Here is a 14,639-nt window from a genome sequence, read left to right as displayed (position 1 = left end):
GCATCAGTCCCTGAAGCCGAAGGCCGGCCGCAGCCGCACGCCGATCAGCGTGCCGGCGAAGGCGACCGCGAACCAGATCCAGCCGTGCAGCGACCCGGATGCGATGCCGCCCAGGAAGGCGCCGATGTTGCAGCCGAACGAAAGGCGCGCGCCGTAGCCCATCAGCAGGCCGCCGACGATTGCCGCGGCGGCGAAGCGCGGCGTCAGGTTGAGCGGCTTGGCGAAGCTGCCGGCGAGGCCCGCCGCCAGCATCGCACCGAGCACCAGTCCGACGTTCATCACCGACGTGACGTCGGCGAGGAGAGAGTTCTCGAGCGCGGTCTTGCCTTTGTCCCATTGCCAGAAGGCGTAGCCGGACATGTCGAACCCGAGCGCCTGCGCCGCCTTCGCGCCCCACAGCGCAAAGCCGTAGGTGATCGTCCAGGGATGACCCGCGACGAGCAGCGTCGCGATGTCGAGCGCGGCGAGCGCGCCGGCGGCCCAGACGAACGGCCAGGGACCGCGCAAGAGGCTCCGGCCCTTCTCGGCCGCCGGTACGAGCCCGCGGCGCTTCTCGCGACCGAGCGTGAACCAGGCGAGGCCGCCGAGGGCGGCCGCCTGGATGAGGATCGTGCCGGGGACGGTCAGGTGATCGGCGAGGTTGACCGGGTCCCAGCCGGGCTGCGCCAGCCACCAGGGCAGGTGCATGGAGCCGATCACCGAGCCGACGATGAAGAAGAGGAGCGTGAGCGCCATGCGGGCCGAGCCGCCGCCGAGCGTGAAGAGCGTGCCCGAGCCGCAGCCGTTGCCGAGTTGCATGCCGATCCCGAACATGAACGAGCCGACCACCAGCGAGGTGCCGACCGGAGCGATCGCGCCCGTCAGCCCGTCCGGGCCGTAGCCGTTCACGAGCGGGATGAAGGCAAGCATCGCCAGCCCGATCGTGAGGAGCTGCGCGCGGAAGCCCCGCCCGTCGCCGGTCGTCACCAGGCTGCGCCAGCCTGCGGTGAAGCCGAACGCGCCGTGCAGCAGCACGAAACCGAGCGCCGCGCCGATCACGAACAGCGCGGCCATCCGTCCCGACACTTCCGAGCCGATCAACAGCGTGAAGGCCGCGAGGACTGCGGCCGCCACCAGGACCGCCGGGCGGTCGATCCGCCGAGCGGGAGGAGCCGCGGCGATCGCCGGCGCGGCCCCGAACGTGCTTGCGCTCATCGGATCCTCAGCTGAACAGGCCGTTCCACCACGCCTTCAGGTCGTCAAGGCGGGTCCGGTCCGATTCCACCGGCCGGGACGGATCGAGGGTCCAGCCGACCATGGATTCCACGTAGAGCCGCACGTTCTCGTAGCCGAGCAGCTCGTGCAGGACGAACCAGTTGGTGGCCGCCCAGTGCCCGGTGTTGCAATAGCTCACGATCTCTGCGTCCGGCGCGAGCGAGGCGGGCACGCTCGCCTTCAGCGCCGGGAGCGCCTTCAGGCGGGATCCCTTCTCGTCGAAGAAGAGGTTCTGGTCGAGCGACATCGCACCCGGCAGACGGCCGAACCGGGAGGCCTCGCCGCTCTTGTCCCTGCCGCGATACTGCTCCTCGGGCCGGGCGTCGACGAGGATGGCGTCGCCCTCGATCTCCGCCGAAACGTCCGGCGTCTCGATGCGGTACGCGTCCCGGATCTCGGCGACGAAGAGATCGCCTGTCGGGGTCACGTCGCCCGATTCCGTCGGCAAGCCGGCCGCCTGCCACGCCTTCCAGCCGCCTTCCAGGATCGCGACGTCGTCGTGGCCGAGATATTTGAGGGTCCAGTAGGCGCGCGCCGCGACGCCGAAGTCGGACGATCCCGCTCCGACCGGAACGAGCACCACGGTCTTGCCGTCGGCGACGCCCAGCTCGGAAAGATAGGCTTCCAGCTTCTCCACGCTCGGAACCGTGCCCCGGTAGCCGTCGCGGTCGGTGCGCCAGGCCCCCGGATAGTCGCTCCAGATCGCGCCCGGAATGTGCGCCGTCAGGTACTCGTCCCGGGAGGACTCGCCGAGGGCGGTGCGGAACTCGACGATGACGACCTCGTCGGAGCCGAGCCGGCCCTTCAGCCATTCCGGCGAGACGAGCGGCTGCGCCGCAAGCGCGATCGCGGCGTACAGCGTGGACGCGGCGGCAGCCGCGAGGCGTAAGACAAATCGGGTCACCGGAAGCTCCCTCCGAACGGTTCGCGTCGATCGGAGCGGAGGATAGTGAGCCCGTCACTGGAATGAAAAACCTGCAGTTGCCCGCCGGAGCGCGAGTTGGAGAAAACTTGACGCTGCCTTCGATGCAGGAGAGAAACTGTGTTCTACCAGATGGAGATGCGTTCTTGGACCGGCTCGATCGCATGATCCTTTCCATCCTGCAGGAGGACGCCACCGTTCCGGTGGCGGAGATCGGCCGTCGCGTCGGCCTTTCGACGACGCCGTGCTGGCGGCGCATCCAGAAGATGGAGGAGGACGGCGTCATCAAGGCCCGCGTGGCGGTGCTCGACCCGGCCAAGGTGAACGTGAAAGTGACGGTCTTCGTCTCCGTCACGACCAACCAGCACAACGAGGATTGGCTCACCCGCTTCGCGCGGATCATCTCCGACATGCCCGAAGTCGTGGAATTCTACCGCATGAGCGGCCAGATCGACTACCTGCTCAAGGTCGTCGTCCCGGACATCGAAGCCTACGACGCATTCTACAAGCGGCTCGTGTCGCGGATCGACATCACCGACGTGTCCTCGGCCTTCGCGATGGAGCGGATCAAGGACACCACCGCGCTCCCGCTCGGCTTCATGCAGATCGAGGCGGCCGCGAAGGCGCGCTAGTGCGAAACGGCTTGCCTGCCGGGCTTCCGCGGCGCAATATATTCTGATTGACGAATATATCAGGGAAGTGGGAGGAAACCGCCATGTTGCATTCGTTCCGTCTTGTTGCGGCCGCCGCCGTCGTTGCCGGCGCGGCGATGGGAGCAGGCTTCGCCGCCGCCGAGCCGGCCGGCGTGACCGTCTACGAGAGCCAGGACAGCTTCGACGACGTGCGCCAGGGGGTGTCCGACGCGATCGTGAACCGCGGCTTCGTGATCGACTACGAGGGGCGGATCGGCGAGATGCTGAACCGCACCGCGGCCGATGTCGGTGCCGGCAAGACGGTCTACGAGCACGCCGATTTCCTCCAGTTCTGCTCCGCCACCCTGTCGCGGACGGCCATGGAAGCGGATCCGGCGAACATCGCCTTCTGCCCCTATGTCGTGTTCGTCTACGAGTTGGCGGACCAGAAGGGCACCACCCATGTCGGCTTCCGCCACCTGCAGGGCGGCGGGTCCGAGGACTCGACGAAAGCGCTCGACACCGTCAACGCGCTTCTCGACGAGATCGCCAAGGAGGCCGCCGGCCAGTAGGCGCTCGGTGGTTCAGCGCTCCAGGAGCTTGATGAGGCTCGACGAATCCCAGCGCCGGCCGCCCATCGCCTGCACTTCCGAGTAGAACTGATCGACGATTGCGGTGACCGGGAGGTGCGCCCCGCTCCGCCGTGCCTCGTCGAGGCAGATGCCGAGATCCTTGCGCATCCAATCGACGGCGAAGCCATGGTCGAAGCGATCCTCGACCATGGTCTTCCACCGGTTCTCCATCTGCCAGGACTGGGCGGCCCCCTTGGAGATGACGCCGATCACCTTCTCGACGTCGAGCTCCGATTTCCGCGCGAAGTGGAGAGCCTCCGAGAGCGCCTGAACGAGCCCGACGATCGCGATCTGGTTCACCATCTTCGTGAGCTGGCCTGATCCGGCCGGACCCATCAGCCCGACCATGCGCGCATAGCATTCGATCACGGGGCGCGCGGTCTCGTACGCCTCGGGCACACCCCCGACCATGACCGTGAGCGCGCCGTTCTCCGCGCCGGCCTGGCCGCCGGAGACGGGCGCATCGAGCGCGGCGAACCCTCGCGCCTCGGCCGCCGCCGCGAGCTCGCGGGCGATTGCGGCGGAGGCGGTCGTGTTGTCGACGTGGACCGCGCCCGGCTTCATCGTCCGGTATGCGCCCTCCGGCCCGAGCGTGACGGAGCGGAGATCGTCGTCGTTGCCGACGCAGGTGAAGACGACGTCGCAGCCATCCGCGGCTTCCGCTGGCGTCGGCGCGCTGCGGCCGCCGTGCCGGGCCACCCAGCTCTCCGGCTTGGCGGCAGTCCGGTTGTAGACGGTGACGTCGTGGCCGCCCTTCTCCGCGATGTGCCCCGCCATCGGGAAACCCATCACGCCCAGACCGATGAAGGCCACCTTCGCCATTGCGCTCTCCTGATTCCGCCGTCGCCTCCGGATAGCCCCGTTGGAGGCGATTGTCAGGCCGTCACGTCCTCAATGCGAGGTGCCGGGTCAGCCGCGCCTCCATCGCGTTCCAGACCCGCCTGAGCGTCTCGACCACCGCCAGATAGAGCGCGGCGGCATAGAGGTAGATCGTCATGTCGAAGCTGCGCGAGAAGGCGAGGCGGGTCTCGCCCATGAGGTCGAGCACCGTGACGATGCTCGCCACCGCCGAGCCCTTGATCATCAGGATGATCTCGTTGCCGAGCGGCCGGAGCGCGATGATCGCCGCCTGCGGCATCACGACGTAGCGGAAGATGTGCCAGCGCGACAGGCCGAGCGCGGAAGCCGCCTCCGACTGCCCGAGCGGCACGGAACGGATCGCGCCGCGGTAGATCTCGGCCTGGTAGGCGGCCGTGTTCAGCGTGAAGGTGAAGGCGGCGCAGTTGAAGGCGTCGCGGAAGAAGCTCCAGAGGCCGATCGCGTCGAGGGCCGGCCGAAACTGGCCCATGCCGTAATAGACGAGGAAGAGCTGCGCGAGGAGCGGCGTGCCACGGAAGAAGTAGACATAGGCGAAGGAGATCGCGCGCAGCACGCGGTTCTCCGAGAGCCGCGCCAGCGCGATCGGGATGGCGAGCAGGACCCCGAGGAGGATCGCCACCACGACCAGCCGGAGCGTGACGCCGAGCCCTTCCAGCAGTTCCGGTCCGTAGCGCTGGAGGAGGTCGAGGCTCACGGATTGGTTCCGATCGCCACCGGCTCGCCGCGGGGCACTGCGCCGCGCTGCCGCTCGCCCCGTTCCGCCCACCGTTCGATCGCCGTGATGCCGAACGAGGAGACGATCGACATCACCAGGTAGATCATGCAGGCGACGAAATAGAAGAAGAACGGTTCCTTGGTGTTGCCGACCGCGACGGACGTCGCCCGGAGGAGGTCGTTCAGCGCGATGACCGAGACGAGCGAGGTGTCCTTCAGGAGGATCAGCCAGAGATTGGCGAGGCCGGGGAGGGCGAGACGGACGAGCTGCGGCAGGATGACGAGCAGCAGCGTCTGCATGCGGTGGAGGCCGAGCGCCGAGGCACCCTCCCACTGCCCCTTCGGGATGCCGTTGAAGGCGGCCGCGAAGACCTCGCTCGCATAGGCGGCGAAGACCAGGCCCAGTGCAATCATGCCGGCGACGAAGCCGTTCACCTCCACATAGGTGTCGTAGACGAGCCGCACCGCCCATTGCAGCAGCATCTGCCCGCCGTAATAGACGATGAAGAGGGTGAGCAGCTCCGGCAGCCCCCGGAACACGGTCGTGAAGGTTTCGCCGAAGCCGCGGAGGAACGGATTGCGGCTGCGCTTGGCGAGCGCGATCAGGAGACCGAGGGCGAGGCCGACCGGCAGCGTCGACAGCGCGAGGCGGATCGTCAGCCAGGTTCCGGCCGCGATTTCATCGCCCCACCCGGTCGGCCCCGGCGCCAGCAGGGCGATCAGGTCGGCCATCGCACCCCGCCCGCCGCGTCACCGCGGCGGGGCGATGGCCCCGCCGGAAGGCGGGTGCACATCAGTCGCCGTAGACGTCGAAGTCGAAGTACTTCTCGTTGATCGTCTGGTACGAGCCGTCGGCGCGGATCTCCTCGATCGCCTTGTTGAACATTGCGACCAGGTCGGTGTCCTCCTTGCGGATGGCGATGCCGGCGCCCTCGCCGTGGATCTCCTCGACCGGCGTGATGGTGCCGGCGATCTTGCAGCAGGCGCCGTCGGGCGTGTCGAGCCATTCCGACAGGACGACCACGTCGTCGACCGCGCCGTCGAGGCGGCCGTTCTGGAGGTCGAGCTTATACTCGTCCGCCGTCGGGTACATCTTCAGCTGGGCGTCCTTGTAGTACTGCTCCACGTAGCGCGAATGGGTGGTGGAGGACTGCGCGCCGATCGCCTTGCCCGCAACATCCTCCGGATCGGCGCCCTGGATGGCGGAATCTTTCGGCACGGCGAGTGCGGGGGGCGTGTTGTAGTACTTGCCCGTGAAGGCGACCTTCTCGGCGCGCTCCGGCGTGATCGACATGGACGCGATGATCGCGTCGTACTTGCCGGCGAGCAGCGCCGGGATCATGCCGTCCCAATCCTGCGTGACGAACTCGCACTCGACCTTCATCTTCTCGCAGAGCGCCTTGGCGACATCGATGTCGAACCCGACGAGCTGGTTGTCCGGCGTCAGTTCGTTGAAGGGGGGATAGGCGCCCTCGGTACCGATCCGGACCTTCGTCCATTCCTTGGCTTCGGCAATGCCGCCGAAAAGTGCGGCCATCGTCGCCGCGAGCGCCAGACGCTTGAGGATGCGCATGTCAGTCTGCCCTGTTCCCTGCTTGACGTTTTCGTCGGCCGCAACCGGCCGCCCTGGCGGGCATACTCCGATCAAAGCAGCGCATGCGCAACGGGGATTCGCGCCGCGTCGGGCGCGGAACGTGGCTTCTCCGGCGCCTTCAGCCCCTGATGCCGAAGGCAGAGAATGGAATGAACGGCACCGGCGTGCCTGGCTCGACCGCAACCGTGTCCTCGTCGAGTTCGATCAGGCCGTCGGCTTCCCGCAGCGAGGTGATCAGGCCGGACCCGTCGCGCGGGAAGCGGCGCACGAGGAGCCTCCCGTCCGGCCCTTCCGCGAGGATGCCGCGCAGGAACTCGCGGCGCCCCTCCTTCTTGCCCGAAAGCTCGAAACCGGCGGGCACGAGGAAGCGGGGCGGGGCGGTGAACGCGCCGCCGCCGAGCGCGGCGAGCGTCGGTCGGGCATAGAGCAGGAAGCAGACGAAGGCCGCGACCGGGTTCCCGGGTAGCGCCAGCACCACGCAATCCCCGACCTGACCGAAGCTCATTGGTCGCCCGGGCTTGACTGCCAGCTGCCAAAGATGGCGTTTGCCGAGCGCGTCGAGGCTGGTGACGAGATGGTCCTCCTCGCCGCGCGATGCGCCCCCGGTCGTGAGAACGGCGTGATGCCTCCCGGCCGCGGCGGAGAGCGTCGCGAGCACCGCTTCGGCCCGGTCTGGCACAAGGCCGAGGTCGGTCACCTCCGCCCCGACGGTGTCCAGCAGGGCGCGCAGCAGGTAGTGATTGGAATCGTAGACCTGGCCGCTTCCGAGCGGATGGCCCGGCCGGACCAGTTCGTCGCCGGTGGACATCACCGCCACCTTGAGGCGCTCGAAGACGGCGACGCGGTCGCGTCCCGTCGAGGCGATCGCCGCCACCTCCTGCGGGCGGAGCGTGGCGCCGTGCGGCACGACCACGGCGCCTTCCGGAAGGTCCTCGCCCGCTTTCCGGCAGTTGGCGCCGTGCTTCAGTCCGGGCGGAACCGCGACGAAGTCCTCGCCGTCCTGGCGGTGCGGCTCGCAATCCTCCTGCATCGCGACCGTGTCGGCGCCCGCCGGCATCAGCGCGCCCGTGAAGATGCGGACAGCCTGGCCCGCGGCGAGCGGCGCTCCGCTCGGATGGCCGGCGGCGACGCGAGCCGCCACCCTGAACCAGCCGCCCGTCGCTTCGTAATCGGAATGGGCGAAGGCGTAGCCGTCGACGGCGGCATTGTCGGCCGCCGGAACCGGCCGCGGGCTCGCCACCCCCTCGGCGACGATCCGGCCGACGGCATGGTCGAGGGCGATCTCCTCGACGCCGACGACGCGTCCGACGCGGGCGCGGAGGATCGCCAGCGCCTCGTCGTGCCGCAGCCTTTCCTTGTCGGTGAGGAAGCAATCGTCGATCAGGCGGCGCTCAGGCATCTGCGCACCAAAGCTTCAGCCGATCGGCGATGAAATCGGCGATCGCCGCGACATCGTCGAGCGCAAAGGACGGAAGGCCGTGGCTTTCGGTCGGATGGTCGGCCGCGATCGCGGCGATTGTCGGATCGTCGGGAGCGAGCGGGCGATCGCCCGCAGCGGCGGACCGGCGAACCTCGATCTTGGGAATGCGCTCCCGCTTGTAGCCCTCGACGAGCACGAGGTCGCAGGGCGACAGATGCGGCAGCACCTCCTCGAACGCCGGCTCCGCCTCGCCCCGGAGCTCGTGCATCAGGGCCCAGCGCTTCCCCGACACGATCAGGACCTCGCCGGCGCCCGCGGCCCGGTGCCGGAAGGAATCGGTCGCCGGCGTGTCGATGTCGAAAGCGTGGTGGGCGTGCTTGATCGTCGACACCGACAGGCCGCGGCCGACGAACTCGGTGACGAGCCGCGTGACGAGCGTCGTCTTGCCGGAGTTCTTCCAGCCGGTCACGCCGAAAACCGGCATGTTCATCCGGCGGCCCCGCTTTCGAGCGCTCTGGCTATGCCGGCTGCCCTCTCGGCCTCCTCCGGCGTGTTCACGTTGTAGAAGGGGTCGATCTCCTCGCCCGCCGCATCGATCGTCTCGAACGGAACGTTCAGCCGGACGTGCCGGTCGGTGAAAGCGAGGATCTTGCCGCTTTCGCCGCTCCGCAGGAAGGCCTCGAGCGCGTCGGCGAGCGCGATCGGCCACAGGCCGAACACGGGATGGGTGCCGTCGGGCGAGGCGGCGAGGGCGATCGTGTTCTCGTCCCGGCCGCATCCTTCCGAGAGCCGCGCCACGAGATTGCGCGGAAAGAACGGCGTGTCGCCGGCGACGCTCACGATGAAGCGCGCCTCGGGCATCGCCACCTCGGCCCAGCGCATGCCGGCCAGCACGCCCGCGAGCGGCCCGGCGTGGCCCTCCACCGTGTCGGCGACGACGGGGAGGCCGTAGGCCGCGAAGCGCGACGGGTCGCCGTTGGCGTTGATGACGACCGCGTCGACCTGCGGGCGAAGCCGCTCGATAACGTGGTCGAGCATGGGTCGCCCGCCGATCTCGACGAGCGGCTTGTCGCCCCCGCCCATCCGCCGTGCAAGGCCGCCCGCGAGGACGACCGCGGGAACGGGTCGGGACCGGTCGAGGTCGGGTTGGTTCACTCTGCGGCCTCGCCCATGCCGGCGCTGCCCTTGCGCCGGTGCCTGCCTGCCTCCTCCTCGACGGCCTCGATGTCGGCGTCGAAGACGAGCCGTTCTGCGCCGGCGACGGCGACGAAGCGGCGGCCGCGCGCGCGGCCGATCAGCGTCAGCCCGGCCCGGCGCGCGAGCTCCACGCCCCAGGCGGTGAAGCCGGAGCGGGAGACGAGGATCGGAATGCCCATCATCACGGTCTTGATCACCATCTCGGAGGTGAGTCGCCCCGTCGTATAGAAGATCTTGTCCTCTGCCGGCACCTCGTTCAGCCACATCCAGCCGGCGATCTTGTCGACCGCGTTGTGGCGGCCGACGTCCTCCATGTAGACGAGCGGCCGGTCCTGCCGGCACAGGACCGAGCCGTGGATCGCGCCGGCGGTCAGGTAGAGCGAGGGCGTGAGATTGATCTCCCTGGCGAGGCTGTAGAGCCAGCTGGTCCTGAGCTTCGCCTCCGGGGCGAGCCGCACCTCGTCGAAGCTCGCCATCACGTCGCCGAACACCGTTCCCTGCGCACAGCCCGAGGTGCGCACCCGCTTCTTCAGCTTGTCCTCGTAGTCGGTGGCGCGTTCGGTGCGCACGACCACGACGGACAGTTCCTCGTCATGGTCGATGCCGGTGATCCTGTCGTCGGGCCGCAGCATGTTCTGGTTGCGGAGGTAGCCGACGGCCAGCAGGTCCGGATGGTCGCCAATCGTCATCATGGTGACGATCTCCTGGCTGTTCAGGTAGAGCGTCAGCGCCTTCTCGGTGACGACGCGGACCTCGACCGCGGCTCCGCTCTGGTCGACGCCGGTGACGACGGCGGACAGGCGCGGGTCGTTCGCGTCCGGCTTGATCAGATAGTCGCTCAGGCGTGGCTCCTCGGGCTCAGACGCCCGGCCGATCGAACTGCGGCGGGATCGGCAAGCAAAGCCGGCGATCCGCCACCTTCGGCCATAATGACAAGGCGTCGGCAGCATGCTAGCGACGCCGCCACCCGGGCGCAATCAGCCCGCAACTTCAATGGGAAAGGGAGTAATCATCTGATGAGGCGTCGTGACGTTATCACGGGACTGGGCGCTGGCCTTGCCGCCGGAGCGGCGACCACGCTGGCGCGCCCGGCCATCGCACAGAGCGCGCCGGAGCTGAACTGGCGGCTGACGTCGGCCTTTCCGAAGTCGCTCGATACGCTTTACGGGACGGCGGAGCTCTTCGCGAAGTACGTCCGCGAAGCGACCGACAACAAGTTCCGCATCCAGGTCCTGGCCGCCGGCGAGATCGTCCCCGGCGGGCCCGCGCCGCTCGACGCCGTCTCTGCCGAGACCGTCGAGATGGCCCATACGGCCGTCTATTATTCCTGGGGCAAGGACCCGACCTACGCGCTGGCGACCGCCATCCCGTTCGGGCTGAACGCCCGCATGCAGAATGCGTGGATGTATTATGGCGGCGGCATCGACCTCCTCAACGAGTTCTTCGCCAAGAGCAACCTGTACGGCCTGCCCGGCGGCAACACAGGCGCCCAGATGGGCGGCTGGTTCCGCAAGGAGATCAACAGCCTGCAGGACATGCGCGGCCTCAAGTTCCGCATCGCCGGGCTCGCCGGCGCGGTCCTCCAGAAGGTCGGCGTCGTTCCGCAGCAGATTTCGGCCGGGGACATCTATGCCGCGCTGGAGAAGGGGACGATCGACGCCACCGAGTTCGTCGGGCCCTATGACGATCTCCGGCTCGGTTTCGTGAAGGTCGCGCCGTACTATTACTACCCGGCCTATTGGGAAGGCGGCGCGATGCTCCACTTCCTGATCGGCAAGAACCGCTGGGACGAGCTGCCGGACAGCTACAAGGGCGTGGTCCGGGCGGCGGCGCAGGCGGCGAACGTCGACATGCTCGCGCGCTACGACTGGCTGAACCCGACTGCGATCCGCGAGCTGGTCGGCCAGGGCGCGCAGCTTCGGCCGTTCAGCCAGGAGATCATGGCGGCGTCCTTCGACGCGGCCAAGGAGACCTACGCCGAGCTGTCGGCTTCGAACGCGGACTTCAAGAAGGTCTTCGACTCGATGATGGCCTATCGCGAAGGCGCCTATCTCTGGGCGCAGATCTCCGAGTACACGTACGACACCTTCATGATGGTGCAGCAGCGCGGCGCCAAGCTCTGAAACGCTGACGCCGTCGACCTTTCGGCCCCGGAAGCAACGCTCCGGGGCCTTTTTCTTGCCCGCGCGATCGGCGCGGCAGTATTCGAATAGGCCTTCGGTACTATTCGCCGGCTTCCGCCCGCGTGCTAGGCTGCCCTCGCAAGCGCCTGAAGAGCGCTGCCGCGGGCAGAGCGCCCGCTCAGAGGGAGGAAGGAAGATGAAGCGTCGTGACGTCCTGAAGGGCGCCGGGCTCGGTCTGGCGGCGGGCGCGGCCGGATCGCTCGCCCGCCCGGCCATCGCCCAGAGTGCACCGCAACTGAGCTGGCGGCTTACCTCGTCGTTCCCGAAGTCGCTCGACACCATATACGGCGCGGCCGAGGTGTTCGCGAAGTACGTCTCGGAAGCAACCGACGGAAACTTCAAGATCCAGGTCTTCGCCGCGGGCGAGATCGTGCCCGGCCTGCAAGCGGCCGACGCGGCGGCGAGCGGCACCGTCGAGATGTGCCACACCGCAAGCTACTATTACTGGGGCAAGGATCCGACCTACGCGCTCGCCACGGCCATTCCGTTCGGGCTGAACAACCGGCTGATGAACGCCTGGCTCTATCACCAGGGCGGCATGGACCTCCTGAACGAGTTCTATGCCACCCAGGATCTCTACGGGCTCCCGGCGGGCAATACCGGTGCGCAGATGGGCGGCTGGTTCCGCAAGGAAATCAATTCGGTCGCCGACATGCGCGGCGTGAAGATGCGCATCGGCGGCATGGCGGGCAAGATCATCGAGAAGCTCGGCGTCGTGCCGCAGCAGATCGCCGGCGGCGACATCTATCCCTCGCTCGAGAAGGGGACGATCGACGCCGCCGAGTGGGTCGGGCCTTATGACGACGAGAAGCTCGGCTTCGTGAAGGTGGCCAAGTACTACTATTACCCGGGCTGGTGGGAGGGCGGCCCCGCCCTCCACGTGCTCTTCAACAAGGCGAAGTGGGAAGAGCTGCCGAAGAGCTACCAGGCGGTCTGCACGGCCGCGGCCGGCTACACGAACGTCGACATGATGGCCAAGTACGACGCGCTCAATCCCGGCGCGGTGCGGCGGCTCGCCGCCAACGGCGCGCAACTCCGGGCCTTCAGCCAGGATGTCATGGAGGCCTGCTTCAACGCCGCGCAGGAAACCTATCAGGAGATCATGGCCCAGAACGCCATGTTCAAGAAGGTCTACGAGTCGATGGCCGCCTACCGCAAGGACGGCTATCTGTGGATGCAGGTTTCGGAGCTGACCTACGACACCTTCATGATGGTGCAGCAGCGGAACGCGAAGATCTGACGCTCCGCAGCGGCTCGCGCGGAAGGCCCCGGAGCGATCCGGGGCCTTCCTGCGCTCAGTTGAAGCTCGGCGGGCGGCTAAGGTCGAGGGGCGGTGCGCCGGGCGCGGCCGGCGGGGCCGCATCGGCTGGCGCGCCGCCGTGGTCCGGCTGCGGTGCCGCGGGCGGCGCGCCGAAATTCAGGCCGCCAGGGAGGCCTGCGCCTGGCTGGGGCAGAGCGCCTGGCGCCGGCTCCGCGGCCGGTGGCGCGGCCGGCGTCGGCGGTCCGCCGAAATTGAGCTGGCCCGGCAGGCCGAACCCGCCCGGCTCGCCGGGCTGTGCGCCTCCGGGCGGCCCGAAGCTCGGCGGGCCTTGCCCCCCGATCGGCGGGAGCTCCAGCCGGAACTCGCTCGGGTCGACGGTCGGCGCCGACCCTTTGTAGTGCATGACCATCTGCGGGAAGGCGATCGTGAGGCCGACCATGATGACCTGGATTATCACGAACGGCACGGCGCCCCAGTAGATCTGGCCCGTGGTGATCCCCTCGATCCGCTGCTTCGTGAGCCGGTCCACATAGGCGCTCCGCGGCGCGACCGAGCGGAGGAAGAACAGCGCGAACCCGAAGGGCGGGTGCATGAAGCTCGTCTGCATGTTGATGCCGAGGAGCACGCCGAACCAGATGAGGTCGATGCCGAGCTTCTCCGCCACCGGGCCGAGCAAGGGCACGACGATGAACGCGAGCTCGAAGAAATCCAGGAAGAAGGCGAGGAAGAAGACGAGCACGTTGACGACGATCAGGAAGCCGGTCTCGCCGCCCGGCACGTTCAGCAGCAGCTCCTCCACCCAGATGTGGCCGTTCACGCCGTAGAAGGTGAGCGAGAACACCCGCGCGCCGATGAGGATGAAGATCACGAAGGCGGAGAGCTTTGCGGTCGAATCGAGCGCCTGCGTGAGGACGTCCAGCCGCAGCCTGCCCTTCGCCGCCGCGAGCACCAGCGCGCCGACAGCCCCCATCGCGCCGCCTTCCGTCGGCGTGGCGACGCCGAGAAAGATGGTGCCGAGCACCAGGAAGATGAGGGCGAGCGGCGGGACGAGGACGATGATGACCTGCTGCGCGAGCCGCGAGAAGAGCCCCAGGCCGAGTACCCTGTTGAGGACCGCTGCGAGATAGACGACGCCGACGCCGACGGTGGCGCCCCAGATGGCGGCGCCCCGCTCCACCCTGCCCTCGAACCCCCGGCTCGCCGCATAGGAGACGAGCACAGCGGCGGCGAGCGCGAAGAAGAGGGAGGTGACGCCGGAGCCGAGGGTGCGCGCCTCGATCGGCAGAGCGGGCGCCGCGCCCGGGCGGACGAGCGTCACCAGCACGACGTACCCGACATAAAGGCTGGTCAGCACAAGCCCCGGAATGAGCGCGCCGGCATACATGTCTCCGACGGAACGGCCGAGCTGGTCGGCCATGACGATCAGGACGAGCGACGGCGGGATGATCTGGGCGAGGGTCCCCGAGGCCGCGATGACGCCGGTCGCGAGGCGCCGGTCGTAACCGTAGCGGAGCATGATCGGCAGCGAGATCAGGCCCATCGCGATCACCGAGGCCGCCACCACGCCGGTGGTGGCGGCGAGCAGCGCGCCGACGAAGACGACGGCGAAGGCGAGCCCGCCGCGAATCGGGCCGAACAGCTGCCCGATCGTGTCGAGGAGGTCCTCGGCCATGCCGGAGCGTTCGAGGATCAGCCCCATGAAGGTGAAGAAGGGGATCGCGAGCAGCGTCTCGTTGCTCATGATCCCGAAGAGACGGTCCGGCAGTGCGCCGAGGAGCGGCCAGGAGAGCGTGATCTCGCCGCTGGAGAGCGGCGCGAGCTCGACGCCGATGACGAAGAAGAGCAGGCCGTTCGCGGCGAGCGCGAAGGCGACCGGGTAGCCGAGCAGGAGAAAGACGATGAGCGCCGTGAACATGATCGGCGCAAGGTTGTGGGCGATGAACTGGGCCAT

At 68.3% G+C, this 14,639-nt stretch carries 15 protein-coding genes; 4 read left to right on the top strand and 11 right to left on the bottom strand.

All coding sequences use genetic code 11. The features are described 5' to 3' along the window. Nucleotides 1-3: 3 nt before the first annotated feature. Entirely contained in the window at nt 4-1,194 is a 1,191-nt protein-coding gene (locus tag ACUN0C_RS10405; protein ID WP_445466284.1) for a YeeE/YedE family protein, read from the bottom strand. A 7-nt stretch (nt 1,195-1,201) separates the two neighbouring features. Continuing rightward, nucleotides 1,202-2,158, bottom strand: coding sequence for a sulfurtransferase (locus ACUN0C_RS10400; protein WP_445466283.1), 957 nt, complete (start codon nt 2,156-2,158; stop codon nt 1,202-1,204). Nucleotides 2,159-2,322: 164 nt separating this feature from the next. Between ACUN0C_RS10400 and ACUN0C_RS10395 the strand changes: the two genes are divergently transcribed. Together ACUN0C_RS10395 and ACUN0C_RS10390 are read left to right on the top strand one after the other, a co-directional pair. Then, complete coding sequence (locus ACUN0C_RS10395) at nt 2,323-2,808, top strand: Lrp/AsnC family transcriptional regulator (RefSeq protein ID WP_445466282.1); 486 nt, start codon at nt 2,323-2,325, stop codon at nt 2,806-2,808. An 83-nt stretch (nt 2,809-2,891) separates the two neighbouring features. Continuing rightward, nucleotides 2,892-3,380, top strand: a complete 489-nt coding sequence (locus ACUN0C_RS10390) for a DUF302 domain-containing protein (RefSeq protein ID WP_445466281.1) — start codon at nt 2,892-2,894, stop codon at nt 3,378-3,380. A gap of 12 nt (nt 3,381-3,392) precedes the next feature. Here ACUN0C_RS10390 and ACUN0C_RS10385 read toward each other — a convergent pair whose 3' ends face one another. The 8 genes from ACUN0C_RS10385 to ACUN0C_RS10350 form a co-directional block, all read right to left on the bottom strand. After that, nucleotides 3,393-4,262, bottom strand: coding sequence for an NAD(P)-dependent oxidoreductase (locus ACUN0C_RS10385; protein ID WP_445466280.1), 870 nt, complete (start codon nt 4,260-4,262; stop codon nt 3,393-3,395). A 61-nt stretch (nt 4,263-4,323) separates the two neighbouring features. Continuing rightward, nucleotides 4,324-5,013 carry an ABC transporter permease gene (locus ACUN0C_RS10380; RefSeq protein WP_445466279.1) on the bottom strand — a complete coding sequence of 230 codons (690 nt, stop codon included), beginning with the start codon at nt 5,011-5,013 and terminating at the stop codon, nt 4,324-4,326. Continuing rightward, the gene (locus ACUN0C_RS10375) at nt 5,010-5,765 is read right to left on the bottom strand and encodes an ABC transporter permease (RefSeq protein ID WP_445466278.1); all 756 of its coding nucleotides are present in this window, start codon (nt 5,763-5,765) and stop codon (nt 5,010-5,012) included. The genes ACUN0C_RS10380 and ACUN0C_RS10375 overlap by 4 nt, the downstream gene beginning before the upstream one ends. A 61-nt stretch (nt 5,766-5,826) precedes the next feature. Then, nucleotides 5,827-6,606: an ABC transporter substrate-binding protein gene (locus tag ACUN0C_RS10370; RefSeq protein WP_445466277.1), complete on the bottom strand. Its 780-nt coding sequence runs from the start codon at nt 6,604-6,606 to the stop codon at nt 5,827-5,829. 139 nt (nt 6,607-6,745) lie between these two features. After that, nucleotides 6,746-8,026 carry a molybdopterin molybdotransferase MoeA gene (locus ACUN0C_RS10365; RefSeq protein ID WP_445466276.1) on the bottom strand — a complete coding sequence of 427 codons (1,281 nt, stop codon included), beginning with the start codon at nt 8,024-8,026 and terminating at the stop codon, nt 6,746-6,748. Further along, nucleotides 8,019-8,537, bottom strand: coding sequence for a molybdopterin-guanine dinucleotide biosynthesis protein B (mobB, locus tag ACUN0C_RS10360; RefSeq protein ID WP_445466275.1), 519 nt, complete (start codon nt 8,535-8,537; stop codon nt 8,019-8,021). Before mobB ends, ACUN0C_RS10365 begins: the two co-directional genes overlap by 8 nt. After that, a complete protein-coding gene (gene mobA / locus ACUN0C_RS10355) occupies nt 8,534-9,202 on the bottom strand; it encodes a molybdenum cofactor guanylyltransferase MobA (protein WP_445466274.1) in 669 nt (222 codons plus the stop codon). The genes mobB and mobA overlap by 4 nt, the downstream gene beginning before the upstream one ends. Beyond that, nucleotides 9,199-10,194, bottom strand: coding sequence for a formate dehydrogenase accessory sulfurtransferase FdhD (locus ACUN0C_RS10350; protein ID WP_445466273.1), 996 nt, complete (start codon nt 10,192-10,194; stop codon nt 9,199-9,201). Before ACUN0C_RS10350 ends, mobA begins: the two co-directional genes overlap by 4 nt. A gap of 66 nt (nt 10,195-10,260) precedes the next feature. Here ACUN0C_RS10350 and ACUN0C_RS10345 point away from each other — a divergent pair, with 66 nt between their 5' ends. Together ACUN0C_RS10345 and ACUN0C_RS10340 are read left to right on the top strand one after the other, a co-directional pair. Next, on the top strand, nt 10,261-11,367 hold the full coding sequence (locus ACUN0C_RS10345; RefSeq protein ID WP_445466272.1) for a TRAP transporter substrate-binding protein: 1,107 nt from the start codon (nt 10,261-10,263) through the stop codon (nt 11,365-11,367). A 196-nt stretch (nt 11,368-11,563) separates the two neighbouring features. Further along, entirely contained in the window at nt 11,564-12,667 is a 1,104-nt protein-coding gene (locus ACUN0C_RS10340; protein WP_445466271.1) for a TRAP transporter substrate-binding protein, read from the top strand. Between the two features lie 55 nt (nt 12,668-12,722). Here ACUN0C_RS10340 and ACUN0C_RS10335 read toward each other — a convergent pair whose 3' ends face one another. After that, nucleotides 12,723-14,639, bottom strand: coding sequence for a TRAP transporter large permease (locus ACUN0C_RS10335; RefSeq protein ID WP_445466270.1), 1,917 nt, complete (start codon nt 14,637-14,639; stop codon nt 12,723-12,725).

It is taken from the genome of Faunimonas sp. B44 (genome assembly GCF_052655945.1).
This window is presented reverse-complemented; position numbering and strand designations above follow the sequence as displayed.